At 60.0% G+C, this 24,579-nt stretch carries 19 protein-coding genes and 1 tRNA gene; 7 read left to right on the top strand and 13 right to left on the bottom strand.

Annotation, left to right across the window (positions count from 1 at the left end):
* Positions 1-22 precede the first annotated feature (22 nt).
* The gene (locus tag AB8B20_RS00575) at positions 23-1,348 is read right to left on the bottom strand and encodes an ABC transporter substrate-binding protein (RefSeq protein ID WP_093758875.1); all 1,326 of its coding nucleotides are present in this window, start codon (positions 1,346-1,348) and stop codon (positions 23-25) included.
* Between the two features lie 73 nt (positions 1,349-1,421).
* Entirely contained in the window at positions 1,422-2,489 is a 1,068-nt protein-coding gene (locus tag AB8B20_RS00570) for an ABC transporter ATP-binding protein (RefSeq protein WP_089267200.1), read from the bottom strand.
* Between the two features lie 234 nt (positions 2,490-2,723).
* Between AB8B20_RS00570 and AB8B20_RS00565 the strand changes: the two genes are divergently transcribed.
* The 3 genes from AB8B20_RS00565 to AB8B20_RS00555 all read left to right on the top strand — a co-directional run bounded on the left by AB8B20_RS00565 (position 2,724) and on the right by AB8B20_RS00555 (position 6,187).
* A complete protein-coding gene (locus tag AB8B20_RS00565) occupies positions 2,724-4,562 on the top strand; it encodes an IlvD/Edd family dehydratase (RefSeq protein ID WP_439071298.1) in 1,839 nt (612 codons plus the stop codon).
* 127 nt (positions 4,563-4,689) lie between these two features.
* On the top strand, positions 4,690-5,424 hold the full coding sequence (locus AB8B20_RS00560; RefSeq protein WP_439071296.1) for an SDR family oxidoreductase: 735 nt from the start codon (positions 4,690-4,692) through the stop codon (positions 5,422-5,424).
* Positions 5,425-5,440: 16 nt separating this feature from the next.
* Positions 5,441-6,187 (top strand): SDR family oxidoreductase, encoded by a 747-nt coding sequence (locus tag AB8B20_RS00555; protein WP_120291084.1) that lies wholly within the window; start codon positions 5,441-5,443, stop codon positions 6,185-6,187.
* A gap of 13 nt (positions 6,188-6,200) precedes the next feature.
* Here the strand turns inward: AB8B20_RS00555 and AB8B20_RS00550 are convergent, their stop codons facing one another.
* The 6 genes from AB8B20_RS00550 to AB8B20_RS00525 all read right to left on the bottom strand — a co-directional run bounded on the left by AB8B20_RS00550 (position 6,201) and on the right by AB8B20_RS00525 (position 11,975).
* Positions 6,201-6,989, bottom strand: coding sequence for an energy transducer TonB family protein (locus AB8B20_RS00550; RefSeq protein WP_309944423.1), 789 nt, complete (start codon positions 6,987-6,989; stop codon positions 6,201-6,203).
* A 15-nt stretch (positions 6,990-7,004) separates the two neighbouring features.
* Entirely contained in the window at positions 7,005-7,487 is a 483-nt protein-coding gene (gene exbD, locus AB8B20_RS00545; protein ID WP_439071294.1) for a TonB system transport protein ExbD, read from the bottom strand.
* Positions 7,488-7,489: 2 nt separating this feature from the next.
* Positions 7,490-8,419: a tonB-system energizer ExbB gene (gene exbB, locus AB8B20_RS00540; RefSeq protein ID WP_439071292.1), complete on the bottom strand. Its 930-nt coding sequence runs from the start codon at positions 8,417-8,419 to the stop codon at positions 7,490-7,492.
* A gap of 2 nt (positions 8,420-8,421) precedes the next feature.
* Positions 8,422-9,111, bottom strand: a complete 690-nt coding sequence (locus tag AB8B20_RS00535; RefSeq protein ID WP_439071291.1) for a Fe2+-dependent dioxygenase — start codon at positions 9,109-9,111, stop codon at positions 8,422-8,424.
* A gap of 3 nt (positions 9,112-9,114) precedes the next feature.
* Complete coding sequence (locus AB8B20_RS00530) at positions 9,115-11,559, bottom strand: TonB-dependent receptor (RefSeq protein WP_439071289.1); 2,445 nt, start codon at positions 11,557-11,559, stop codon at positions 9,115-9,117.
* Positions 11,560-11,735: 176 nt separating this feature from the next.
* The gene (locus AB8B20_RS00525; RefSeq protein WP_089267192.1) at positions 11,736-11,975 is read right to left on the bottom strand and encodes a hypothetical protein; all 240 of its coding nucleotides are present in this window, start codon (positions 11,973-11,975) and stop codon (positions 11,736-11,738) included.
* A gap of 336 nt (positions 11,976-12,311) precedes the next feature.
* On the opposite strand from AB8B20_RS00525, the gene AB8B20_RS00520 reads away from it, so the two are divergent.
* On the top strand, positions 12,312-13,478 hold the full coding sequence (locus AB8B20_RS00520) for an efflux RND transporter periplasmic adaptor subunit (protein ID WP_439071288.1): 1,167 nt from the start codon (positions 12,312-12,314) through the stop codon (positions 13,476-13,478).
* 2 nt (positions 13,479-13,480) lie between these two features.
* Positions 13,481-16,624: a multidrug efflux RND transporter permease subunit gene (locus tag AB8B20_RS00515; RefSeq protein WP_439071286.1), complete on the top strand. Its 3,144-nt coding sequence runs from the start codon at positions 13,481-13,483 to the stop codon at positions 16,622-16,624.
* 12 nt (positions 16,625-16,636) lie between these two features.
* On the opposite strand, the gene AB8B20_RS00510 is transcribed toward AB8B20_RS00515, so the two are convergent.
* Positions 16,637-17,362 (bottom strand): spermidine synthase, encoded by a 726-nt coding sequence (locus AB8B20_RS00510; RefSeq protein ID WP_439071285.1) that lies wholly within the window; start codon positions 17,360-17,362, stop codon positions 16,637-16,639.
* Between the two features lie 188 nt (positions 17,363-17,550).
* On the opposite strand from AB8B20_RS00510, the gene AB8B20_RS00505 reads away from it, so the two are divergent.
* Positions 17,551-17,748, top strand: coding sequence for a response regulator (locus tag AB8B20_RS00505; protein WP_158596832.1), 198 nt, complete (start codon positions 17,551-17,553; stop codon positions 17,746-17,748).
* On the opposite strand, the gene AB8B20_RS00500 is transcribed toward AB8B20_RS00505, so the two are convergent.
* The 3 genes from AB8B20_RS00500 to AB8B20_RS00490 form a co-directional block, all read right to left on the bottom strand.
* Positions 17,724-18,050 (bottom strand): pilus assembly protein PilZ, encoded by a 327-nt coding sequence (locus AB8B20_RS00500; RefSeq protein ID WP_068730616.1) that lies wholly within the window; start codon positions 18,048-18,050, stop codon positions 17,724-17,726. The two genes, AB8B20_RS00505 and AB8B20_RS00500, sit on opposite strands and share 25 nt — an antisense overlap.
* Positions 18,051-18,058: 8 nt before the next feature.
* Positions 18,059-18,940 carry a CheR family methyltransferase gene (locus AB8B20_RS00495; RefSeq protein ID WP_439071283.1) on the bottom strand — a complete coding sequence of 294 codons (882 nt, stop codon included), beginning with the start codon at positions 18,938-18,940 and terminating at the stop codon, positions 18,059-18,061.
* 302 nt (positions 18,941-19,242) lie between these two features.
* Positions 19,243-20,934 carry a methyl-accepting chemotaxis protein gene (locus AB8B20_RS00490; protein WP_439071281.1) on the bottom strand — a complete coding sequence of 564 codons (1,692 nt, stop codon included), beginning with the start codon at positions 20,932-20,934 and terminating at the stop codon, positions 19,243-19,245.
* A 1,392-nt stretch (positions 20,935-22,326) separates the two neighbouring features.
* On the opposite strand from AB8B20_RS00490, the gene AB8B20_RS00485 reads away from it, so the two are divergent.
* Entirely contained in the window at positions 22,327-23,736 is a 1,410-nt protein-coding gene (locus AB8B20_RS00485) for a tyrosine-type recombinase/integrase (RefSeq protein ID WP_439071279.1), read from the top strand.
* Positions 23,737-24,322: 586 nt separating this feature from the next.
* On the opposite strand, the gene AB8B20_RS00480 is transcribed toward AB8B20_RS00485, so the two are convergent.
* A tRNA-Gln gene (locus tag AB8B20_RS00480) sits at positions 24,323-24,396 on the bottom strand.
* Positions 24,397-24,579 lie beyond the last annotated feature (183 nt).

The following is a 24,579-nucleotide window of genomic DNA, read 5'->3' as shown; positions in this document are numbered from 1 at the left end:
CTCCGCGCCGGCAAGGTCGTCCTCAGGCGCGGAAGATGCGCTTCGCCGCGCGCTCGGCAGACGACATCGCGGTCTTCACGTCCTCACGGCCCGTGCAGTAATTGGCGTACATGTCGACGACCACGAAGTCGGCGATCGCCGCCGCTGCATTCTCGCTCATCTGCGCTTCGCCCGCCGGGGTCGATGCCGTCGAAGCCACGTCGCGATATGGCGTGTTCTTCGGATCAGCGGTCCAGATCGGGTTCTTCTCGAAAGCGAGCTGGAACGGCGACAGGTAGCCCTGGGCTGACTCGACCCAGGGATTGAACTGCTCCGGCTCCATCATGAAGGCGGTGAACGCCTTGCAGGCCTGCGGGAACTTGGTGAAGGAGAAGATCAGGATCGGGAAGCCGAGATGAAGCTCACGCCGCTTGCCGTCCAGACCGACGGGCAAATGTGCATGGTTCATGTCTTCGGCAATCGCCGGGGCTTCCTTCTTCGCGGTCACATAGACCGAGATGCCGTTGGTGGTCAGATGCAGCTGGCCGGCGAGGAATGCCTTGTTGTTCGACGAGTCGTTCCACGACGCGGTGCCCGGAATGAAGTTGTCATAGAGGCCCTTCACATATTCCAGCGACTTCGCAGTCTCCGGCGAATTGATCGTGACCTTGTTGTCCTTGTCGATCAGCTTGCCGCCATGAGCCCACAGCGCCCAGTGCACCCAGCCATTGGCATCGCCCGAAGCGTGGCCGAGCGCCATGCCGGCCGGGGTGCCGTTCTTGTTCATACCCTTCACCAGATCCGAGAAACCGGCGAGATCGTTCGGGAACGTCTTGTGCCCGGCCTTCTCCGCAGCAGCGACACGGTAGTTCACGAGGCCACCGGTCGCAGCGACCGGAACGCCGATCCACTTGCCGTTATACATGCCATATTGCTTGCCGGACTCGGCCCAGCCGCCGTTCTTCTTGCCGAGATAATCGGCGACGTCGGAGACGTCCATGCACTTGGTCGGGAACAGGAACGGCAGGGAATACAGCCCCCAGACCATGTCGAGGCCCTGTCCGGTATTCGCCGCGACCGAAGCCTTCGGCTGAATGTCGTCATAGGATTCGTTGGAGACGGAGATGGTGACGCCGGTCGCCTTCTGGAAGGCATCGACGATCTTCATGAAGGCCACGTCTTCGGCTTCGACGAAGCGCTTCCAGCGCAGCAGGTTGATCTTGGCGCCGGCTTCCGGCTTCCACTGTGAGGCCTGCGCCCAGGCTTTTGCGTAGCCCAGCAATTGATCCGCGGACATGGTCGCCGCAGCAGCAAGCGTGATCGCGCCGCCCTTGAGCAGAGATCGGCGATCCGGTGTAAATCCAGTCATCTTTCGTCTTCTCCCTGTAATATTGGTTCGTTGATCGACCAATGTTTTGAAATTGATTCGGCAGAAAAGCGTGTCAGTTGACGCGCTTGCCGGTCTCCTTGTCGAACAGGTGCGCCGAATTCGCGCGCGGCCTGAGATGGATCTTGTCGCCCGGCGCGACCGGACGTCGATCACGGAAGATCGCGATGATGTCCTGGGTGCCGATGCGTGCGACGACCTGAGTCTCCGACCCCATCGGCTCGACCACCACGACCTCGGCCTCGATGCCGTCATCGGCGAATTCGAGATGCTCGGGACGAATGCCGTAAGTGACAGCCTTGTCGTTCCCTGCCGCAGGCGCTGCCGTAATCGGCAGCTTCGCGCCGTTGGCGGTTTCCACCCAGGGCTGGCCGCCATTCACCTTCAGCGTGCCTTCGAGAAAATTCATCGCAGGCGATCCGATGAAGCCCGCAACGAATTTGTTCTCGGGGCGATCGTAGAGCTCCAATGGCGCGCCCATCTGTTCGACGATGCCGTCCTGCATCACCACTATCTTGTCGGCCATGGTCATGGCCTCAATCTGGTCATGCGTCACATAGACCGTCGTGGTCTTGAGGCGCTGATGCAGTTCCTTGATCTCGGCGCGCATGGCGACGCGCAGCTTGGCATCGAGGTTGGACAGCGGCTCGTCGAACAAAAACACCTGCGGGTCACGCACAATGGCGCGGCCCATGGCCACGCGCTGGCGCTGCCCCCCCGACAACTGCCGGGGAAAACGCTCGAGCAATCGCCTCAAATCCAAGATATCGGCAGCGCGATTGACCTTCTGATCGATCTCGCTTTTGTCGGCACCGCGCAGCTTGAGCGAAAAGCCCATATTCTGTGCAACCGTCATATGCGGATAGAGCGCGTAATTCTGGAACACCATGGCGATGTCGCGCTCTTTCGGCTGGACATCATTGACCACGCGATCGCCGATCGAGATCGTGCCGGAGGTGATCTTCTCCAGGCCCGCCAACATGCGCAGCAATGTGGATTTTCCGCAGCCGGATGGCCCAACCAGAACCACGAACTGGCCATCCTCGATGGGGACCGACACGCCGTGGAGAACCTCAAAACCGCCAAAAGACTTACGAACGTCGTGAATCTGCACGGACGCCATACATTTCCCTCCCAAATGTCCCATTTTAGAGACTGCGTCCTCCGATTGCCGGAGCCGCCTGTTCTTACTTGTCTGACATCCTACCAGATTTTCTGGCGGCGTGTCGTTGGATCATAGTCGTAGAAAAACTTCGCAGATGCAAACGTTGCGAAGCAGCCAGTGGCGTGCAAACATTCGTGACCAATCAAAAGAGACGACGCACCAGAATATAAAGTGTGCGCTGCGGGAGAAATGATGACCAAGTCGACTTCGTCCACGCCGACTGCGGGGACCTCGCCTGCAAAGGCAACCAAGCGCAAACTTCGTTCGAGCGAATGGTTCAACGATCCCCACAATCCCGGAATGACTGCACTCTATCTTGAGCGCTATCTGAACTACGGCCTGACGCGTCACGAATTGCAGTCCGGCAAGCCGATCATCGGCATTGCGCAGACCGGCAACGACCTGTCGCCCTGCAATCGCCATCATCTCGAACTCGCCAAGCGCGTGCGCGAAGGCATTACCGCTGCCGGCGGTCTTGTGATGGAATTCCCGGTACATCCGATTCAGGAGACCGGTAAGCGGCCGACTGCGGCGCTTGATCGCAACCTTGCTTATCTCGGCCTTGTGGAAATCCTGTTCGGTTATCCGCTCGATGGCGTCGTGCTGACAACCGGCTGCGACAAAACCACGCCGGCCTGTTTGATGGCAGCAGCGACAGTCAATCTCCCCGCAATCGTGTTGTCCGGCGGTCCGATGTTGAACGGCTGGCACGAAGGCCAGCGTACCGGCTCCGGCACCGTGGTGTGGAAATCACGTGAACGCCTTGCCGCCGGCGAGATCGGCTACGAAGAATTCATGACGCTGGTCGCGTCCTCGGCGCCGTCGGTCGGCCATTGCAACACCATGGGCACCGCGTCGACGATGAACTCGCTGGCCGAAGCTTTGGGCATGTCACTGCCCGGCTGCGCTGCCATCCCCGCTCCCTATCGCGAGCGCGGCCAGATTGCCTATGAGACGGGCAGCCGTATCGTCGACATGGTGTGGGAGGACCTCAAGCCGTCCGACATCCTGACGCGCAAGGCGTTCGAGAACTGCATCGTGGTCAACTCCGCCATTGGGGGTTCGACCAACGCGCCCATTCATATCAACGCGCTGGCGCGTCATATCGGTGTCGAACTCGATATCAACGACTGGCAGAAATTCGGCCATGACGTACCGCTGCTGGTCAATATGCAGCCGGCCGGCTTCTATCTCGGCGAGGAATATCACCGCGCCGGTGGTGTGCCCTCGGTGGTGCGCGAGCTGATGAAGCACAAGCGCATCCATGAGGATGTGATCACGGTAAATGGCAAGACCATGGGCGAGAACTGCGCCGCCTCGCCCAAGCCGGACAACGACGTCATCTGGTCCTATGACAAACCGCTGGTGGCCGATGCCGGCTTCCTCGTCCTGCGCGGCAACCTGTTTGATTCCGCAATCATGAAGACCTCGGTAATCTCTAAGGAATTCCGCGATCGCTATCTGATCAATCCGAAGGATCCGAACGCATTTGAAGGCCGCGCCATCGTGTTCGAGGGGCCGGAGGATTACCACGACCGCATCGACGACGCCTCGCTCGATATTGACGAGCATTGCATCCTGTTCGTGCGCGGCACCGGCCCGATCGGCTATCCCGGCGGCGCGGAAGTCGTGAACATGCAGCCGCCGGCAGCGCTGATCAAACGCGGCATTCTATCGCTGCCCTGCATCGGCGATGGCCGGCAGTCGGGCACATCCGGCTCGCCGTCGATCCTCAACGCGACACCTGAAGCGGCAGCCAATGGGGGCCTCGCAATCCTGAAAACGGGCGACAAGGTGCGCATCGATCTCAACAAGGGCTCGGCGAATATCCTGATCTCCGACGAGGAGCTGAAGCGACGTCGCGCCGAACTGATGGCCAATGGCGGATTCAAATATCCGGCCAACCAGACGCCGTGGCAGGAGCTCTATCGCAACACCGTCGGCCAGCAGGCCACCGGTGCCTGCCTCGAACTGGCAACGCGCTATCGCGATATCGCCGGCACGGTCGGGACGGCGCGGCATAATCACTAATCCCTCGGTCGTCATTGCGAGCGCAGCGAAGCAATCCAGTCTTTCTTCTTGGCTTCTGGATTGCTTCGTCGCTTCGCTCCTCGCAATGACGGCGGAGAGTGAATGAAAAATTTCAGGGAGATCTCACATGTCTGACCGCTTGAAAGGCAAACGCGCCTTCGTCACCGCGGGCGCCGTCGGTATCGGCCGCGCCTGCGCACTGGCTTTTGCACGCGAAGGCGCAACGGTTTTCGCCACCGATATCGACGACAAGGGCGTCGCCCTGCTGACGAAGGACGGCGTGGCAGAGACAGCGCGACTCGACGTGCGCGACACGGCTGCCGTCGAAGCGATGGCGAAGAAGGTCGGCGATATCGACATCCTGCTCAACGCCGCCGGCTTCGTGCATCACGGCGCAGCACTGGAATGCTCCGATTCCGACTGGGACTTCTCGTTCGACCTGAACGTCAAATCGATGCACCGGACCATCCGTGCGTTCCTGCCCGGCATGCTTGCGCGCGGCAATGGTGCGATCGTCAACATTTCCTCCGCCGCCGGTGTCTTCAAGGCAGCGCCGAACCGCTATGTCTATGGCGCAACCAAAGCTGCTGTCGCCGCCCTCACCCGCGCTGTGGCTGTCGACTACATCACCAAAGGCATTCGCTGCAATGCGATCTGCCCCGGCACGATCGAAACGCCGTCGATGCTCGATCGCGCTGCGGCCGTAGGCCCGAATGGCCGCGAGCTGTTCGTGAGCCGGCAGCCGATGGGTCGTCTCGGGACCGCCGAGGAGATCGCATCCCTCGCCGTCTATCTCGCCAGCGACGAGAGCGCCTTCACCACCGGCGTCGCGCACATCATCGACGGCGGCTGGACGCTGTAACCGAGGACATCGCATCATGAACAAGATCGATTTGAACGGCCGCTGCGCCGTGGTCACGGGCGGCGCCCAGGGCTTTGGCCGCGCGATCACCGAACGTTTCGTCGCTTCCGGCGCCAAGGTGGCGATCTGGGATCAGGATATTGACCTGGCCGTAAGAACGGCGAGCGAAATCGGCGACGAAGTGATTGCCCTCAAAGTCGACGTCACGGACGTGGCTTCAATTGATGAAGCTCGTGATGCGACGCTTCAAGAGTTCGGCAAGATCGATATCCTGGTCAACAATGCCGGTATCACTGGATTCAACAAGCCGGTGTGGGAGATCGATTACGACGATTGGCGCAAGGTGATGCGCATCAATCTCGACGGCCCGTTCCTGTGCTGTAAGGCCGTCGTCCCCGTAATGCTGAAGCAGAATTACGGCCGTATCGTCAACATCGCCTCGATCGCCGGCAAGGAAGGCAATCCGAACGCCTCGCACTATTCGGCATCGAAGGCCGGCCTGATCGCGCTGACCAAGTCGCTCGGCAAGGAACTCGCCGGCCACGAGATCAACGTCAACGCCATCACGCCTGCTGCCGCGAAGACCGCGATCTTCGACCAGATGACGGAACAGCATATCAACTTCATGCTGTCGAAGATTCCGAAAGGACGTTTCGTGCTGGTGCAGGAGCTGGCCGCGATGGCCGCCTGGCTGGCCTCGGAAGACTGCGCCTTCTCGACCGGCGCGGTGTTCGATATTTCGGGCGGACGGGCGACCTACTAAGTCGCCCTTCTCGTCAGCCCTTGCCCTTGACGCGGAAGATCACGGGTACGGTGAAGCTCAGGCCGTCGTCGGCGATCAACGGCGGCGGCGCCGGCAGCGGGTCCGAGCGGCGCACCATGGCAACCGCGGCCTCGTCGAATGCGGCGTCGCCGGAGCCCTTCACGACCCGCACAGCCAGGACCTTACCGACGCGGTCGATCTCGAAATTCACCGTCACTTCGGCCGTCTTCTGCTGGCGCTCCTGCGGATAGCGCTTGTTCTTTTCGAGATAGGCGCTGAGCTGCTTGGACCAGATCGTCGACAGGCGCTTCTTGTCGGTGCCGATGCCGCCCTGCTGCGCCTGTGCTTTCTCGCCGGTCTTGGAATCATCGAGCTTCTGCTGCGCGGCCGCTTCCGACGCGACAGATTCCTGCGACGCTTGCTGCTGCTTTTGCGCCTTTTCGGGTGTCTCTTCTTCCGGCTTGGTCGCTTTGCTCTCCGTCACGACCTGATCGGGTTCTTCGCTCTCGTGCGGCGTCTCCTTGGGGAGATCGCTCTGCTTCTCGACAGCCTTCTGCTCCTGAACGGCCGGAGATGCGGTCGACGCTTCCGAATCCGGGCCCTGCGGAAGATCGGTCGGCTCGACGTCGGGCGACACCATTTCCATCCCGACTTCAATGGCATTGGCGCCGAGGCCGTCGTCGTCCTCTTCCTGCTGCATCTCGAACACAGCCGCAGCGATGCCGCCGACATGCAGCAGCACGGCGACAAGCGCCGCGATCAGCCACAGCCGCCAGGACGACTTTCTATCGAGCTCGGACATAGCGCTTCCGTAACGTCAGGGCTTCGGCGTGTCAGGTGCAGCGATCGGTGCCGGCGATGCCGCAGCGGCATCCGGAACACCTTCCAGTGCAACAAGCTTGGTCTTCTGATAGCCACCGGCACGCAGCCGTTCCATCACATCGAAGAATTCGCCATAGGGCACCGCGCGATCGACGCGCAGGAAGATCGGACGATCCTTGTTGCCGTCGCCCATCGCATCGAGCTGACGCACCAGATCGACGCGCTTGACCATGTTCTCGCCTATCGCGACAGCGAGATCCGGCTTGATGCTCACATAAGTCGGCTTGTCCGGCTTCTTCTGCGGCGTCACCGTAGAGGACGGCAGATTGATCGGCAGGTCCACCGTCGACAGCGGCGCGGCCACCATGAAGATGATCAGCAGAACCAGAATGACGTCGATGAAGGGCGTGACGTTGATTTCGTGATTTTCACCGAAATCATCATCGTCGTCTGCACCTTCGGAAAGCGACATACCCATGATTATTCAGCCGCTGCGCGTGCGTGTGAACTCGAATGCGTGCGATCAAGATCGCGTGACAGCAGACGACCGGCGGCGCCCTGCGCACGGCCGACGATTTCCATGTACGCCTTCGTCACGCGCGAGAAGTGATTGTAGATGATGACCGCCGGGATCGCCGCGACGAGGCCGATGGCGGTCGCCAGCAGCGCTTCGGCGATACCGGGCGCGACGACGGCGAGATTCGTGGTCTGCGATTTCGAAATGCCGATGAAGCTGTTCATGATGCCCCACACGGTGCCGAACAGTCCGACGAACGGCGACGTTGCGCCAATGGTCGCGAGGATGCCCATACCGGTGCGCACCTTGCGGCCTTCAGCACGAACGATCTCGCCGAAGCTCGACGCGGCGCGCTCCTTGATGCCTTCATCGCTCGAAATGCCGGCGGACATCCGCCCTTCCCGCATCGCCGCTGCCAAAAATCGCGACAGGATCGTGCCGCGCTCGCCGAGCGCCATCTGTGCTTCGGACAGCGAACGCGATTCACCGATCTTGCGGAGCGCGGCCTTCAGGCGACGCATGGCCCAGGTCAGTTCCATCATCTTGAAAATGCCGACCGTCCAGGTGACGACCGATGCGAAAGCCAGACCCACCATCACCGCCTTGACGATGATGTCCGCGCCCATGAACATTTTCCAGGGCGACAGATCGTGCTCACCGGTCGCGACCATCGGCCTGGGCGCGGCCTCCACCACCGGGCTAGCAAGAGCTGTCGACGCGGCCGGGCTTGCCGCTGGGCTGCTCGGCTGAGCAGTGACCGGGGCCGGCGCCGCAGCGGGAGCTGCCTGAGTAACCACTGGCGCCACGGACTTTGCAGCCTGCTGCGCAATGATTGGCGAAGCAAACGCGACCACTGCCAGCACAGCCAGCGACTTAAGAACAGTTCTAAACAAGCTTATACCTCGGCCCAGTAGCGGATGAGATTATGATAGATGCCCGTCAATTTGACCGTTTCTGGGTCGTCCCTTCCGAGACGTTCAACTAGGCTCTGAATCGCGCTGTCGAGATCGAAGATCATGCTGCGCGCATGAGCATCACGTATCATGCTCTGTAGCCAGAAAAAAGACGCTACGCGCATACCTGCCCTTAGAGGCGTTACAAGGTGCAAACTGGAAGCAGGATAAAGTACGAGGTGGCCGGCCGGCAGCTTCACCTCGTGTGAGCCGTAATTGTCTTCAATGACGAGCTCACCGCCTTCATATTCCTCCGGTTCAGAGAGGAACAGTGTCACTGATAGATCAGTGCGGATACGCATGCCGGTGAGATGATCACCGCGCACCGCATTGTCGACGTGCACGCCGAAGTGATGACCGTCCGAAGCGACGTAACGATTGAACAGCGGCGGGAAGATATGCAGCGGAATTGCTGCAGATAAGAACCGCGAATTCGACGTCAGCGCCGAGATGATGCGATTGCCGAGCGCGCGGGCGACATCGCTGTCCGGCGGCAGTTGCTCGTTCCTTTTGACCAGAGCCGATTGCGCACCGGCCGTCGAGCGACCGTCCTCCCAACCGGCCGCATCCATGATGCGGCGGAACTCCGCCACATCATTTTTGCTCAGAACATCAGGGATGCAGATCAGCATCCCCTAGAACTTCCCACTGAGAACAAGTGTTCCCGACCGGCCGGGCGCCACCAGCACGAATGGTGCAGCGCTGTTGTAGAAGCCGTCATAGTAGAGCTTGTTGGTCAGGTTGTTGACGAACAGCTTGAGGGTGATGTTCTGGTCGATCTTCTTCTCGACGAACATGTCGAAGCGCCAGAATTCCGGCAGGACCGTCGTGGTGGTCGTGTACAGAATGCCGCCGGTGCGCTGCGACTGATAAGTCGCCTGCCCACCCAGCTCCCAGCCATAGTCGAACTTGTACTTGGTCATCAGGTTGAACGACTGATGCGCGATGTTGGCGAGATCGCGCCCGATGAAAGCAGGCGTTGCCGAATTCAACACCTTGGATTCCATCAGAACCAGACCGCCGAACACGCTCCAGCGATCGGTAATCTTGCCGGCAACGCCGAGATCGATGCCGCGGATTCTGTATGACGCGCCAGCTACGACCTGCGTGGCACCGGCAACGGTCAGCTGCTCACGCGCATTGCTCTTGGTTGTCTCGAACAGGGCGCCTGTCAGCAACAGATGGCGATCGAACAGTTCCCACTTGGTACCGACTTCCGCCGACTTGTTCTTTTCCGGCGCGAATACCTGATTATAGGCGCCTGTGAGGTTGAAGCCGCCATAGCGTGCGTCGGTGCCGTCCAGTTCGGCACCGACCGGGTTGGTCGACGTGGCATAGGCCGCATAGACGCTGCCATAGGGTAGCGGCTTCAACGTCAGGCCGACATTCCAGTTTACATTTCCGCTATCTGCCTTTTGCGGGAACGTGGTGGTGGTCGCAAACGGCTTTCCCGCGCTGACGCTGTAATCGTCATAGCGAATGCCGGTGTTCAGATAGACGAGGTCATTGTAGTTCGCCGTATTGATGGCGTAGCCCGCATTGGTGTCGACCTTGATCACCGTTGGATTGTTGGCACGCGTGGGCTGCGCAAAAGCCGAATAGGTCAGATACGGATTATTGATCGGAACGATCACCGAGCCGATGCTCGTGCTGCCACCCGGCAGTGACTCCGTCGTTAGGCCCGTAAAAGTGTCGATATCGACCTTCTCACGCGAGATCTCCGCACCGACGATGGTCGTGTGCCTGATCGGACCGGTGTCGAACTTGAACTTCAAGTCTGACTGGTTGGCGATCGTGTCCGTGGTCTGATAGCGGCTGACGGCATTGAGCTGAACCAGTCCGTAACCGGCGGGATCAGCGAGATAGCCGGGAATGCCGGCGCGGGGCGCTTCCGGCAAAGTGCCGACATAGGCCAGGGTCGAACGTTCCAGCCGCATCTTGTTGCTGAAGGTGACATCCGGCGTCAGCGCGACTTCGGTGTTCAGCGAGCCGATATCCTGACGGGCATGCTGGAAGTCGCGATTGGCGAAGCCATAGTAGTTGTTGCGGTTCGCGATGCCGGTTTCCGTTGATGGCTTGTTGGCCGCGCGGTCCCATGGAATACCGAAATCCGGGATCGAATTGAGGTCGGTGTGGATGTAGTTGGCCGTGACCTTCACGGCATCGACCGGCGTCCACTTGATGGCCGCGAAGCCTCCCCAGCGATCGTCAGTCGTGGTGTTGCGGCCAGCAACATTGGCGTCCTGGAACAGGCCGCCGGCGCGCACCGACACCGTCGGGCTCAGTACCTGATTGGCGTCAATGGTCACGCGCTTGGTGGCATCGGTGCCGAAGGCGGTATCGATATTGGTGAAATTCTTGTCGCCCGCCTGTTTGGTGACGATGTTAATCGCACCGCCGGCAGTGCCGCGTCCGGCGAAGGACGATGCCGGACCGCGCAGGATCTCGACCTGTTCGGTGAAGAAGTTTTCACGAATGCTGACGGCCGGGTCGCGGATACCATCGACGAACACGTCATTGCGAGCATCGAAGCCGCGAATGAAGAAGCGATCGCCGAAAGCATTGCCACCCTCACCAGTGCCGAGCGTCACGCCGGCTGTCGAACGAACGGCATCGCGCAGCGATGTCGCGTTCTTGTCCTCGAGAACTTCCCGGGTGAGTACCGTGACGGTGCGCGGCGTATCCAGCAGCTTCTCGGTGAATTTTCCGCCCGCAAGCCGATCACCTTTATAGGGCGCGGCGGGATCAGCATAAGGATCAGCGGCTAGTCCGCCGGCATTCGGAAACGGCACCGGCGCGACCGGCGCCGGTTGAGCCCGGCGGGCGGCGCGGCGGAGCGCGGTGCGCGCGCGAATCTGGTCCGGAGTTGGCTTCGACGCCGCCGGCCGGGGCCGGGCAACCGGGGCATCCACTGTGACCGGCGGAAGGGTGGATTGCTGCGCTTCGGCACCGCTGAACGACGCAACCGCGATAAGACCCGCAACCGCCGTTACTTTTCGGCCAGAATGGGGATCGGCGCCCTCGCCGACACGAACCTCAGAAACAGCACGCAAAGACCGCGGCATTTTCGCCGTACCCATCGAATTCCCCCAAAACTGCGACGCCAGGACGCATCAAGTGCGATAATTTGTCCCATGGACGTAGTCGGCAGGAGAACGGGTGGTCAACGCAATTGGGCGAGAATGCAGGGTTCTTATGTTTGAATATGTCTAGATTGGCCGCGGCAGCTACCGGGAGGTAATATGAGAGGGTCGCCCTATTCGCTGCTCGGCGGCTTCATCAGCGAGAACATCTCGTCGACGGTCTGCAGCGCCGATTGCCTTACCCGATCCGTATTCTCCATGCCGGCGATGTTGATGCCACGCACGACGGCTTTGATCTCGTCCCGATAGTCGGTCAGGAAGCGCAGCGGATCCGGCGAGTCATTCGCGACCCGCGCGATCAATCCGGTAATCAAAATCTGACAGGCGATCATCCGCCCATTCAACTCGTCCATGTGCCGCTCCGGAGATTACACGTGCAAGCCGCTATGTCGGCTTCGACGAGCCTATGACGGATACGACGCGCAGTTACAACACCAGGCGCTTCTCACTGCGCCGGTGGATTGTCCAAGACGCCGCATAAAACGAGGCGCAGTGTCCTGTTGGAACGATGCGAGAAATCACGCGTAAATCATAGTGAACATGAAGATTTGGCAATGAAGCACGCGTTCAAGCGGTCGTGTGTTTACAGCATTTGAGTCGCCACCTAGCTGATCAGGAGCCGCCCAAGCGGGCGCGCATTGGACGCGCATGTCCGCGTCAGTGGCTGCCAAGAGATTGATGAGATCACCATGACAACGCTTACCCGTTCTCGATGGACTGGACTGATCGCTCTGACGCTGCTTGCGGCCGGCGGAACTATCGCATGGCAGCATTACGGAGCTACCGGAGCACAGCAGGCGAATGCCGACAAACCGCGCGGCCCTGCCCCCGTCCCGGTGAAAATCGCATCTGTCGAAAAAGCTGATTTCCCGGTTTATCTCGGCGGTTTAGGCACCGTGCAGGGTTTTAATACTGTCGTCGTGCGGACCCGTGTCGATGGTCAGATCGACACGATCGCTTTCACCGAAGGACAGATCGTCAAGGAGGATGACCTGCTCGCACAGATCGATCCGCGCCCGTTCCAGGCAGCGCTCGATCAGGCCAAGGCCAAGAAAGCGCAGGACGAAGCCAATCTCGCCAATGCCAATCTGGATTTGCAGCGCTTCACCAAACTCGGCGAATTCGCGACACGGCAACAGACAGACACACAACGCTCGACTGTGCAGCAGTTGAGCGCGCAGATCGCTGCCGACGATGCCGCGATCTCGAATGCACAGACCCAACTCGCTTACACCACGATCAAGGCTCCGATCTCCGGCCGCGTCGGCTTTCGTCAGGTCGACCAAGGCAACATCGTCAATGCTGCGACCCAGACCGGCATCGTCACTATCGCGCAGATCGAGCCGATCGCCGTAATCTTCACCGCGCCTGAACAGAACCTCATCGACATCAGCCAGTCGCTCGCGGAACATCCGCTCAAGGTGATCGCGCTGACCACCGACGGAAAGCGGACGCTCTCGGAAGGCACGCTCGCGGTCATCAACAATCAGGTGGATACGACCAGCGGCACGATCAGGCTGAAGGCGGTGTTCGATAACAAGGACCACGTGCTGTGGCCCGGCCTCTCAGTCTCGACGCGGCTGCTGGTGACCACCCTGAAGGATGCGACCGTCATTCCCGACGATGCCGTTCAACATGGGGCCGACGGGCTCTATGCCTTTGCGGTCGGGGCCGACAACAAAGCCGAGCTGAAGAAAATCAAGGTCGGCCGTTCCATCGATGGCCGCACGGTGGTCGAGGACGGGCTGAGCGCCGGCGAGCGCGTTATCGTCGCCGGGCAATATAAAGTGCAGCCGGGCGCGCTGGTAGCGACGTCAGTCGCAACATCCGCAGCCACTCCGGCGAAAGGCGAATAGCCATGAACGGAGGAATTTCAGCACCGTTCATTCGCTATCCGATCGCAACATCATTGCTGATGGCCGGCATCCTGTTCGTCGGCCTGGTCTCCTATCCCCAGCTTCCCGTCGCGCCTTTGCCGCAGGTTGACTTCCCGACCATCCAGGTAGCCGCCACTCTGCCCGGCGCCAGTCCCGAGACCATGGCATCCTCGGTGGCGCAGCCGCTGGAGCGACAGCTCGCGCAGATCCCCGGCGTAGCGCAGATGACCTCCACGAGTTCGCTCGGCACATCGGCAGTCACGATCCAGTTCGATCTCAACCGCTCGATCGACGGCGCTGCCAATGACGTGCAAGCTGCGATCAATGCCGCTGGCGGACAATTGCCGAAGACGCTTCCGAGTCCGCCCACCTATCGCAAGGTCAACCCGGCCGACTCGCCGATCATGCTGCTGTCGGCGACATCGGACACGCTGCCCATTACGACGGTCAGCGACAGTGTCGATGCGCAACTGGCGCAGCAGATCAGCCAGATCTCCGGTGTCGCCCAGGTTACGATCGGCGGCCAGCAAAAGCCGGCGATCCGCATCCAGATTGATCCTGCCAAGCTGGTGGCCAAGGGGCTGCAGCTCGAAGACATCCGCAGCCAGATCGCGATCACCACTGTCGACAGCCCGAAAGGCAATATCGACGGCGCGACCCGCAGTTACACGATCTACGCCAACGACCAGTTGCCGGAGTCGAAAGACTGGAACGACGTCATCATCGCCTATCGCAATGGTGGTCCGCTGCGGGTCAGGGATATCGGCACGGCGGTGACAGGCCCGGAAGACGCCAAGCAGGCGGCTTGGGCTAATGGCAAGCGCGGCGTGTTTCTGGTGATCTTCAAGCAGCCCGGCGCCAACGTCATCGACACTGTCGACAAGATCAAGGCCGAGCTGCCGCGTCTGGTGGCCGCGATCCCGCCGACCGTGAAGATCGAGGTCCTCAGCGATCGCACGCAGACCATCCGCGCCGCCGTGCAGGATGTCCAGTTCACACTGCTGCTGACCATCGCCCTCGTCGTGATGGTGATCTTCGTCTTCCTGCGCAGCGTCTGGGCCACCGTCATTCCCAGCGTGACCGTACCGCTCGCATTGCTCGGCGCCTGCGCGCTGATGTGGGTGTTCGGCTATACGCTCGACAATCTGTCGCTGATGGCGCTGACCATCTCGGTCGGTTTCGTGGTCGACGACGCCATCGTGATGCTGGAAAACATCACTAGGTATATCGAGGAAGGCGAAACGCCGATGGCTGCCGCGCTGAAAGGCGCCGGTGAAATCGGCTTCACCATCGTCTCGATATCAGTCTCGCTGGTTGCGGTGCTGATCCCGCTGCTGCTGATGGGTGGCATTATCGGCCGCCTGTTCCGCGAATTCGCCGTGACACTGACCATGACGATTTTCGTCTCGCTGGTGGTGTCGCTGACGCTAACCCCAATGATGGCCTCGCGCTTCCTGCGCGAAGAGAAACACGCCAAGCATGGCCGGCTCTATCAGCTCAGCGAGAATGCCTTCGACGCTCTGCTGCGCGCCTATGAGCGCGGCCTCGACCTCGTGCTGCGCTGGCGCCTGACGACGCTGATGGTGTTCTTCGCCACGCTCGTCCTGTCGGTCTATCTGTTCATGATTATCCCGAAGGGCTTCTTCCCGCAGCAGGACACCGGCCTGATCACCGCTTCCTCCGAAGCGTCGCAGGATATTTCCTTCGCCGACATGAAGATCCACCAGGAAGAACTCGGCAAGATCGTGCAGGCCGATCCCGACGTCGCCAGCGTAGCCATGTCGATTGGCGGCAGCGGCGGCGCGCTCAATACCGGGCGCATGTTCATTACCTTGAAACCGCGGGACGAACGTTCCGCCAATGCGCAACAGATCACCACACGGCTGCGACCGAAGCTGGAGAAGGTTCAGGGCGCGCGCTTGTTCATGCAGGCGGCACAGGACATCCGGCTCGGCGGCCGCGCCACCCGCACCCAGTTTGAATACACGCTGCAGGACGCGAACCTGTCCGAACTGAACGAGTGGGCGCCGAAGATTCTGGCCAAGATGCAGACGCTGCCGGGTCTACGCGACGTCGCCACCGACCAGCAGACCAAGGGCACGACGCTGACGCTGACCATCGATCGCGACAACGCCTCGCGCTACGGCATCCAACCGCAACTGATCGACGACACGCTGTATGATGCGTTCGGCCAGCGTCAGGTCGCGCAGTATTTCACGCAGTTGAACAGCTATCACGTCATTCTCGAGATATTGCCCGAGATGCAGGGCAAGCTCGACTCACTCGACAAGATCTATATCAAGTCGCCGACGACAAGCGACATGGTGCCACTGTCGGCCTTTGCCAAATGGACGACGGTGCCCGTGCGGCCGCTCTCGATCAGCCATCAGGGCCAATTCCCGGCGATCACCATCAGCTTCAATCTGGCGCAGGGCGTTGCCCTCGGACAGGCGACCGATGCCGTACAGGCTGCCATGCAGGATATCGGCGCGCCTTCGACCTTGCGCGGCACCTTCCAGGGCACAGCACAGGCGTTCCAGCAATCGCTATCGACAGTGCCGCTGCTGATCCTCGCCGCACTGGTGGTGGTCTATCTGATCCTCGGTATTCTCTATGAGAGCTACATCCACCCGCTGACGATCCTGTCCACGCTGCCCTCTGCCGGCGTCGGCGCGCTGGCGATCCTGATGGCGTTCGGTTTCGATTTCAGTCTGATCGCACTGATCGGCATCGTGCTGCTGATCGGCATCGTCAAGAAGAACGGCATCATGCTGGTGGACTTCGCAATTGCGGCCGAGCGCGACGAACATCTTGAACCGGAAGAAGCCATCCGCAAGGCCGCTATCCTACGTTTCCGCCCGATCATGATGACGACCATGGCAGCGCTGCTTGGCGGCGTGCCGTTGATGCTCGGCACTGGCACCGGTTCGGAAATCCGCCAGCCACTCGGCTACGCGATGGTCGGCGGCCTGATCGTCAGCCAGGCACTGACGCTGTTCACGACACCAGTGGTCTATGTCTATCTCGACAAGCTTTCCAATATCATGTCGAGCTGGGGACGATCGAAGCGCGACGACGATAACCGGTCGGACAAGCAGATGCTGGCGAAACAGGCCGCCGAATAGCGCAACGGCGCGCTATGCGGCCTCTTCGATCCTGGTGCCGACATAGACGGTGTTGGACACTTCCTCGTCTGCGCTCAGATTGTCGAAGGCCACGACATGCGCGGTGACGGCGCCAAAGACACTCTCCATCACGGCCGTGAATGCAGCTTCTGGTGGGTCGTTCGACCACAGCGCAAACACGCCGCCGGGCTTGAGATGCTCCGACAGACGCTGCAGCCCGGCCGCCGTGTAGAGCACGGCATGGCTCGGATGCAGCAGGTTGTCCGGCGCATGGTCGATATCGACCAGTATCGCATCGAAGCGACGACCGGGTTCATCGGGATCGAGATGACCACCCGTCGAGGTCGCCATCTTGAAGAAATCGCCATGGACGAGACGGCAGCGCCCGTCCGCCGACAATTCGCGGCCGATCGGGATCAGGCCGGCCTGATGCCATTCGATCACTTCGGGCAGTGCATCAATGACGACCAGCGAACCGACCTTCTCGTGCGCGAGAACTGCCTGCGCAGTGTAGCCCAGACCGAGACCGCCAACGACGACATCCAGCCCGTTGCCGGTTAGTGACGCCAGACCGATATCCGCCAGCGCGATCTCGGCAGCCGTGAATGCGCTCGACATCAGAAATTCGTCGCCGAGCTTGATCTCAAAGATATCGATGTCCGTGCCCGGCTTCCGCCGACGTCGCAGGGTCAGGACACCCATCGGCGTCGGGCGATAATCCAGTTCTTCGAACATCATGCTCATATCCAACCATGTACATGGCGCGTGCAACCCGGCAACAACGAAATGCCCCAAGTGTGCAAATCTGGACAGACACCTCCGGCGAAATGACTAAACACTTGGCGTCGTCGGCGATTCGTCGCGTCATGGTTGCGTGTTGCGTGGAGAGTGACTGCAGGCTCACTCCAGCGCGCGGGGGCGCCGCCATGAAACGCATTCTGGTCGTCGACGACGACCCACTCGTGTCCATGTCCATTAGGCTGACACTGGAACGCGAGGGCTTCGAAACCGTCTCGGCCGATGGTGGCGAGATCGGTCTATTCGTGTTGGAAGATACAAGCTTCGATGTGATGATCATCGATATCTTGATGCCGCATGATCAGGCGTCAGCCATATCGCCGTGATCGCTCTTCGCCGGCGATTTCTTCTTGCTACCTTTGGTGTTCAGGAAGCGAATATCGATCTGCGCACCGTTGACCTTGACCAGTTCGCAGCGGCGATAGGCAAGTCCGGTCGATGACAGCAGCAGGAAGAACTCTTTCAGATTGAGGCCCTCGATGGAGGTCTCGAGTATCAACTCAGCATCATGACTCGACACAGCCTTCAGCACGCAACTGCGCCGCCATGTGCCGTCGATGGCCATGATCCAGACATTGTAGCCACGCCCGAAAATGACGCGCCCGTTGGTTGCAACTTCTTCTGCCATGACCGCTCCTACGCCCGCATACTGGCGGGAGACGTCTTCAGTCCGGCACCCATGTCGGGCACGATCGATGGCGACGCTTGCGCACTCACCGGCAGATAGACACCGCGACGATTGGAGCAAACCCGATAGCGGTCAGTGAGACCGACCACGGTCTCGGCTGCCCCCAGGAACAGATAGCCGTCAGGTTCGCTAGCTTTGGCAAGCCTGCCGAAGATGTCAGTCTTGGTCGCCTGATCGAAATAAATCAGCACGTTGCGGCAGAAGATGACGTCGAACTTGCCGAGATGCGCGTAGTCCTGCAGCAGGTTGAACTGCTTGAACTGAACCATCGCGCGGATGTCAGCATTGAGCTGCCACGTCGTGCCGGTCTGCTTGAAGTGTTTCACCAGCAACTGGATCGGCAGGCCGCGCTGCACCTCGAACTGGGTGTAGACGCCAGTGCGTGATTTTTCGAGCACTTCGGGCGAGAGATCCGTGGCCACGATCTCGACGCGCCACCCCGTCAGCGCGGCGCCGAGTTCCTTCATGATCATGGCGAGCGAATATGGCTCCTGCCCGGTCGAGCCGGCGGCGCACCAGATCCGCAGGCTACGCTTGCCAGCGCGCGCCTTGATCAGGTCGGGAATGACCGTGTTCTGAAAATGCTCGAACGGTGTCTTGTCGCGAAAGAAGAAGGTCTCGTTGGTGGTCATGGCTTCGACCACATCCGAGATCATCGGCTCCGAACCGGCTTTCATCTTCTGAACGAGTTCGCTGATCCCGGCGACACCGGCCTTGCGCGCCAGCGGCATCAATCTGCTTTCGAGCAGGTACTTCTTGTCGGCCGATAGCACCAATCCGGAACGATCTTTCAGAATCTTCTGCAAATACTCATAATCGATAGGGGTCATGGTCTCTTTCTAAGACGCAACGCCGGTCCAAATAACTTGCAGCGACGACGGTATGCCGCTGCGTGCAAAAAGCGCGTAGTACACGATTGCAGCAAATGACTAAGAGATCGCCAAGACGCCGCAGGACGTTGCGCAGCGCCGGGCACAAAGTTGAGAAGCGCGACACATAACCGTTGCACGCGGTAGCCCATAACCTGCACAAACAGAACAGCGCACCAAGCGATGGGTGGAAGCGGCGTCAATTGACAATGAAAAAAGCCGGCGCTTTCGCGCCGGCTTCGAGGACTTGATATTTGTAAGCGTCAGGCTGCGCGTACGGCGTTCAGGAACTTGCTGACCTCGACCTTCAGACGCGTGCTGTCCGAGGACAGCGACTGCGCTGCAGAGAGCACCTGCGAGGATGCCGAGCCGGTCTCGCTGGCGCCACGCTGAACGTCTGTGATGTTCGACGAGACTTGCATCGTGCCCTGCGCTGCCTGCTGGACGTTGCGGGAGATTTCCTGGGTCGCAGCGCCCTGCTCTTCCACCGCCGACGCGATCGTCGAAGCGATCTCGGACATCCGGCCGATGGTGTCCCCGATCTCCTTGATGGCACCAACCGATTCCTGCGTCGCCGCCTGGATGCCGGAGATCTGCGTCGAAATCTCACCGGTGGCTTTCGCCGTCTGCTCGGCCAGCGCTTTCACTTCCGATGCCACCACTGCGAAGCCACGACCGGCCTCGCCGGCACGCGCTGCTTCGATAGTTGCGTTGAGCGCCAGAAGATTAGTCTGGCCGGCGATGTTGTTGATCAGCTCGACGACGTCACCGATGCGAGCGGCCGCACTGGCAAGCGCGCTGACGCGATCGTTGGTCAAGCGTGCCTGATCGACGGCCTGATTGGCGATGCTGGCCGATTCCTGCACCTGACGGCTGATTTCGTTCACTGACGAGGCCATCTCCTCGGTCGCCGAAGCAACCGACTGCACATTGGTCGAGGCTTCCTCCGAAGCGGCTGCCACGGTCGTTGTCAGCTCCTGCGAGCGTTCGGCGGTCGCGGTCAGCGTGCTGGCAGAGGCTTCCAGTTCGGTCGAAGCTGACGACACCGTCTCGACGATCTCGCCGATCATCGTTTCGAATTCGCGGGTGATGCTATCGACGCGGCGACCACGCTCGATCTTGGCTTCTGCATCGGTTGCTGCCGCTTCGTCGGCCGTACGCTTGTCGATCAGCGCCTGCTTGAAGATCTGCAGCGCGTCTCCCATCGTGCCGATCTCGGTCTTCATGCCCTGATGCGGCACGATGGCGGTCAGATCGCCCTGGCCCAGTGCCTGCATCGGCTTGACGATCGATGCGATGCCGCTGGAGACGTCCCGCACGAGATAGATGCCAATACCAATGCCAAGCACAGCCGAGATGACGAGGATAGCGACCACCATCAGGAAGGCAGCGTCGTAATTGGCGAGAGCGTCTGCACCGGCAGTGTCGGAGCCCCTGAGGTTGAGCTCGATGTCCTTGTTCAGAATTTCGTCAGCTTTCAGGCCGACCGGATTCACAGTCTTCGTGTTCAACGCATTAGCTTCCTGCGGCATCTTGCCGGCGCTCTTGCGCGACAGATCCATCACATCGAGCGTGCCTTTCTTGTAGGTGTCCCAGAGCTTGCTCCATTCCTCGTAGAGCGCGCGTTCTTCCGGCGAGGTGATCAGCTTCTCATACTTCGCACGGATGCCGTTGTTGCTCGTGACCACCGTCTCCAAGGTCTTCTCATTGGCCAGCTTTTCTTCGAGCGTCTCGGACAGCATGTGCTGACGGATCACATTGCGATAGGTGATCGTGCCCGAGCGCAAATCACCGAGCAGACGAACACTCGGCAGCCAGCTGGTCTGGATATCCACCGCATTGGCGTTGATCGCCTGCATCTTGCGAACCGCGATCAGGCCGAGACCCGTCATCGCAAGCAGCAACAATGAAAGAACAATGGTGATCTTGGCGCGAATAGACAGGCTGGCGAGCATGACGAAGGGTCCCTCGGTTTTCGACCGTTGGTCCGCAATGTGCGGGTGTCGTGGAAATGAAGCAGTCAGCAGAAGTGCAATGGCAGAGCGACGAACACGGAGGTCGATGACTTTCTTGTTATCAAATCCCGTTCCTGCAATTTGTAGGTATTATGTAAACCGTTGGTAAAGGTGCGACATTCTGACCGAACAAAAATGAACCGAAGCTCTCTTTTTCGATGGCCTGCAATATCAGCCAATTAGCAAGAAGTATCTGAGGTTGACATCCACACCTTCACTACTTATGGGCGCGCGCTGGCGTAGTGTGGCGACGGCGTAAGGCCTCCGGGCAAAGCAGCGAATCAAAATCGCAACTTTTGGTTCCAGCCGCCGACATACCGACCTGAAGTTTATCCGTCGCTCGACGTCGGGACAACGCGGCGTGCGAACACGACCGAGCGTGGTGGCCGGAGAATCAGGACCAATCTGGTCCGGATATTTTCCAGTCAGATTATAGCCGCCCAATTGCATCTCAATCCGAAGATAGTAGCTGCGCCCCATGCCGGTTGATTTGGTAGGTCTGGGACGACATGCAGCTGGGACACCGGAACGTCCTCCGATCGCCGGGCAGACTGGCTCTAGGCTGCGCCAAAATCTTGATTAGAGTGCGTGCCCCCCCGCAACGGCGGCACAGCAACAGATTGACTGCTGGTAGTTTCGTTGCTCTCACATCGATACCTCCGCGGGGTGAAGTCATCGACTCAAGTCCGGTTGTCTTGCTCCGTTCCACAACTTTTACTATGCGGTACTCCGTTGCAGCGCTCCTGATGATCGTCCGACAGCTTTCAGAGAGTTCCTTCGCCTCAGCTTGGAGCGGGCCGGTCATGGTAAAGGTGCGGCCCTCAAGCACCTTTTCTGAACCTGTTCCGGACGACATACTGCACCCAGTCGTCATCGCAGCTGGCGTTCAGCGCTGGCGGTCGGCGCGACGCACTTTCCTTCACCACCCTCGCCCTTGACGGGATGTCGCGAACCGACATTACGGTGCGTGAATGGTTCGGCTCATTGCCTATCGAGTCACGGGGCGGATCGACGACTTGCTGCCCGGCTCCGAGGAACATTGATTCTCTGGGCCCGAGACATGGCAAGCGGCAAGCACCCCAGGCCGTCGGAAGCCGTATATGGCCACGCCGCCGCAGGTACCGACCGGTCGCCATTCGAGCCTCGTGTGGACCATTGTTGTGGACCACCCGCTTTCTCGCAAGCCTACGGGTTAGAAGTCTTTGATCTGCGAAGGGAAATTCGAGTGTGGCTGGGAACTACCCCCCCCTACCCACACCGCATGAATAGACAGCAATTGCTTGTATGATAGCCTTTGCGGCAATATAAGAGGGTGTATTTCATGGGTGTATTGTGACCTCCAATAAGGCCAATCTTAAGCTCATCGGCAACACTTGGTACGTTGTGCTGGAGCTTACACAGAGCCAGCGACAGGCAATGCGGAAGGCGCGCTTCAAGCGCTCGCTGAAGACCACCAGTCTTCCCGAAGCCAACAAGCGGAAGCACGCGCACCTGACCGAGTTTAGAAAGCAATTGGACGAAGTGCGGAGCGCCCAAGGCGACCTCGAAGCCGCATTGAGGCTCGAAGCCGCCGAGATTAGAGCCAGCCTCGCTGCTCCCGACTCCAGCCCTAGGGAGCGCATAGAGGACCGTGAAGCCTTCACCGACACATTCGCGCTTGAAGCCGCCATCGAGCAGGTCGCGAAGCTGATCGAGGACAAGCACGGCCTCGAAGCATCACGACGCTTTCGCAAGGAGGCAACAGGGACAGGTATCCCCATCAAGGACCACTACGTCACCTTCACGGCTGAGTGCGAGGGCACAGGCCAGACCAAGAGCCAACACAAGTCCGCGATACTTCGGTATCTGGCATGGGCCGGCGAACTCACCTCTATCCAGCAAACTACCCGCCTGAAGGCTGGCGAGTATGTCACGGAACTCCTGCGCGCCTCAGGCCTCGCTCACAAGACCATCAAGCGCCATCTGTCGTCCCTATCCCAACTGTGGGAGTGGCTGGGCAGTAAGGGTCTGGTCGAGACGGACGTGAACCCTTGGCTCCGTCACAAGCTGGGCAAGAAGTCCAAGAAGGCCACACGAGGCTCCCTGAGCGACGAGCAACTCCTGAAGCTCCTACGAGGCACCTACAGCACCGCTCGATATGCTCAGGTGCTCTCGGACCTGATCTGTATCGCCCTGCTTGGCGGCCCTCGCCTTGAGGAAATGTGCGCTATGGAGACCAAGAACGTCCGCAAGCGCGCGGATGGCTACTGGCTCACGATAGCAAGGGCCAAGACCGACGCCGCAGAGCGGGACGTTCCCCTTCACCATCTCGCCGCGCCGATCGTCGAGCGCCGTTTGATGGACAAAGATAAATACCTGTTCAAGGGTCTGCTGCCTGGAGGACCGGACGACAAGCGTATGTGGTACGTCTCGAAGGCCTACGGACGGTACAGGAACAACGTGGGCGTAAAGGCGCGATGGCAAGACTTCCACGCTCTGCGTCACACATTCATGGCTATGATGGAAGGAGAGGAAGTACCTGAGAGCACCCTGAAGCTCGTCGTGGGTCACCAACGGGAGAGCATGACGTATGGCCTCTACTCAAAAGGACAGCGCGTTAAGCTGCGCAGCGTCGTCGCCAAGGTGGACTACGGCCCAAAGGTCATGGAAGCGCTGAAGGCTGCCTGCAACGCGACCAAAGAAGCTTCATACAAACGCCGTACGAAGTCTGAGATGAACTGTCATTGGGTGCTCACGCCTTGAGAGGCTCAGAGAGACACTTCGGACTAAGGAGAAAGACCTGACCAAGGCGCTGAACGTCACGGGCGTTGAGTATCTGGTGGAAGGCCATGGTCGTAAGGCCAAGACCTTTCTGCTGAAGCGGCACGCCGCCTAAAGCCCACCTTGCGGTGCAGACTTTAGCGGGCCTGCATCGGTCTTTTGCATCGGAGGATGCAGGACGACACCATGTCGGGCACCGTCCCGGTCTGCAGCCCTCAGACCTTCGCCCGTGCCTTACAAACTTTCAGCACCTCTCGCCCCTTCGCAGCCTTTCGGCCCCTCTTAGGTGCTCCGATCTGCTGAACGTACGTATTATGAACGTCCCAGAACGGCACCCCAAAGCGCTCAGTTATCCTCTCCAGCGAACCGCCGACCTCGTTTGCGAGGGCATCAAGGTCTTGGCTGATCTTGCTTGCTGACTGCATCAAGCCAAGAAGCGCCGCCAAATCGGCAAGCTGTCCAGCGCTGGGCATGCGGTTGCTGTTAGTGGGTGTATTCGATGGGTGTATTCGGGATTTGCCATTTCAGAACTCCTGTAAAATCAAGGAATTCTGGCCATTAGCTGGCTTGGCTGGGGAACTAGGATTCGAACCTAGACAAACAGAGTCAGAGTCTGTTGTGCTACCGTTACACCATTCCCCAAACGATTCAGAGACTTACAGGAAAATCCAGTCTGGAATCGGTCGGAACAGAGAAGCTCATCTCGTTCGGGCGCGTTCTAGCCCGTCCGCCGGACAAAGCGCAAGGCCTCTGGACGGAAATGACAGCTCATTGACACCACTGGCAATGGACAGGCCACACAAGGGGCGGCCTGCCCGCCTCGCC

The organism is Tardiphaga sp. 866_E4_N1_4 (assembly GCF_052076075.1).
Lineage (GTDB): Bacteria > Pseudomonadota > Alphaproteobacteria > Rhizobiales > Xanthobacteraceae > Tardiphaga > Tardiphaga robiniae.
Note: the sequence above shows the minus strand (reverse complement) of the source record. Positions and strands in the feature narration are given on the sequence as shown.

What these genes read in the sequence shown, in the direction of transcription:
- AB8B20_RS00520 (WP_439071288.1), top strand. Translation starts at nt 12,312, where the DNA reads ATGACAACGCTTACCCGTTCTCGATGGACTGGACTGATCGCTCTGACG.
- AB8B20_RS00490 (WP_439071281.1), bottom strand. Translation starts at nt 20,934, where the DNA reads ATGCTCGCCAGCCTGTCTATTCGCGCCAAGATCACCATTGTTCTTTCA.
- AB8B20_RS00560 (WP_439071296.1), top strand. Translation starts at nt 4,690, where the DNA reads ATGTCTGACCGCTTGAAAGGCAAACGCGCCTTCGTCACCGCGGGCGCC.
- AB8B20_RS00550 (WP_309944423.1), bottom strand. Translation starts at nt 6,989, where the DNA reads ATGTCCGAGCTCGATAGAAAGTCGTCCTGGCGGCTGTGGCTGATCGCG.
- AB8B20_RS00510 (WP_439071285.1), bottom strand. Translation starts at nt 17,362, where the DNA reads ATGATGTTCGAAGAACTGGATTATCGCCCGACGCCGATGGGTGTCCTG.
- AB8B20_RS00535 (WP_439071291.1), bottom strand. Translation starts at nt 9,111, where the DNA reads ATGCTGATCTGCATCCCTGATGTTCTGAGCAAAAATGATGTGGCGGAG.
- AB8B20_RS00505 (WP_158596832.1), top strand. Translation starts at nt 17,551, where the DNA reads ATGAAACGCATTCTGGTCGTCGACGACGACCCACTCGTGTCCATGTCC.
- AB8B20_RS00495 (WP_439071283.1), bottom strand. Translation starts at nt 18,940, where the DNA reads ATGACCCCTATCGATTATGAGTATTTGCAGAAGATTCTGAAAGATCGT.
- AB8B20_RS00565 (WP_439071298.1), top strand. Translation starts at nt 2,724, where the DNA reads ATGACCAAGTCGACTTCGTCCACGCCGACTGCGGGGACCTCGCCTGCA.
- AB8B20_RS00570 (WP_089267200.1), bottom strand. Translation starts at nt 2,489, where the DNA reads ATGGCGTCCGTGCAGATTCACGACGTTCGTAAGTCTTTTGGCGGTTTT.
- AB8B20_RS00515 (WP_439071286.1), top strand. Translation starts at nt 13,481, where the DNA reads ATGAACGGAGGAATTTCAGCACCGTTCATTCGCTATCCGATCGCAACA.
- AB8B20_RS00525 (WP_089267192.1), bottom strand. Translation starts at nt 11,975, where the DNA reads ATGGACGAGTTGAATGGGCGGATGATCGCCTGTCAGATTTTGATTACC.
- AB8B20_RS00555 (WP_120291084.1), top strand. Translation starts at nt 5,441, where the DNA reads ATGAACAAGATCGATTTGAACGGCCGCTGCGCCGTGGTCACGGGCGGC.
- AB8B20_RS00530 (WP_439071289.1), bottom strand. Translation starts at nt 11,559, where the DNA reads ATGGGTACGGCGAAAATGCCGCGGTCTTTGCGTGCTGTTTCTGAGGTT.
- AB8B20_RS00500 (WP_068730616.1), bottom strand. Translation starts at nt 18,050, where the DNA reads ATGGCAGAAGAAGTTGCAACCAACGGGCGCGTCATTTTCGGGCGTGGC.
- AB8B20_RS00575 (WP_093758875.1), bottom strand. Translation starts at nt 1,348, where the DNA reads ATGACTGGATTTACACCGGATCGCCGATCTCTGCTCAAGGGCGGCGCG.
- exbD (WP_439071294.1), bottom strand. Translation starts at nt 7,487, where the DNA reads ATGGGTATGTCGCTTTCCGAAGGTGCAGACGACGATGATGATTTCGGT.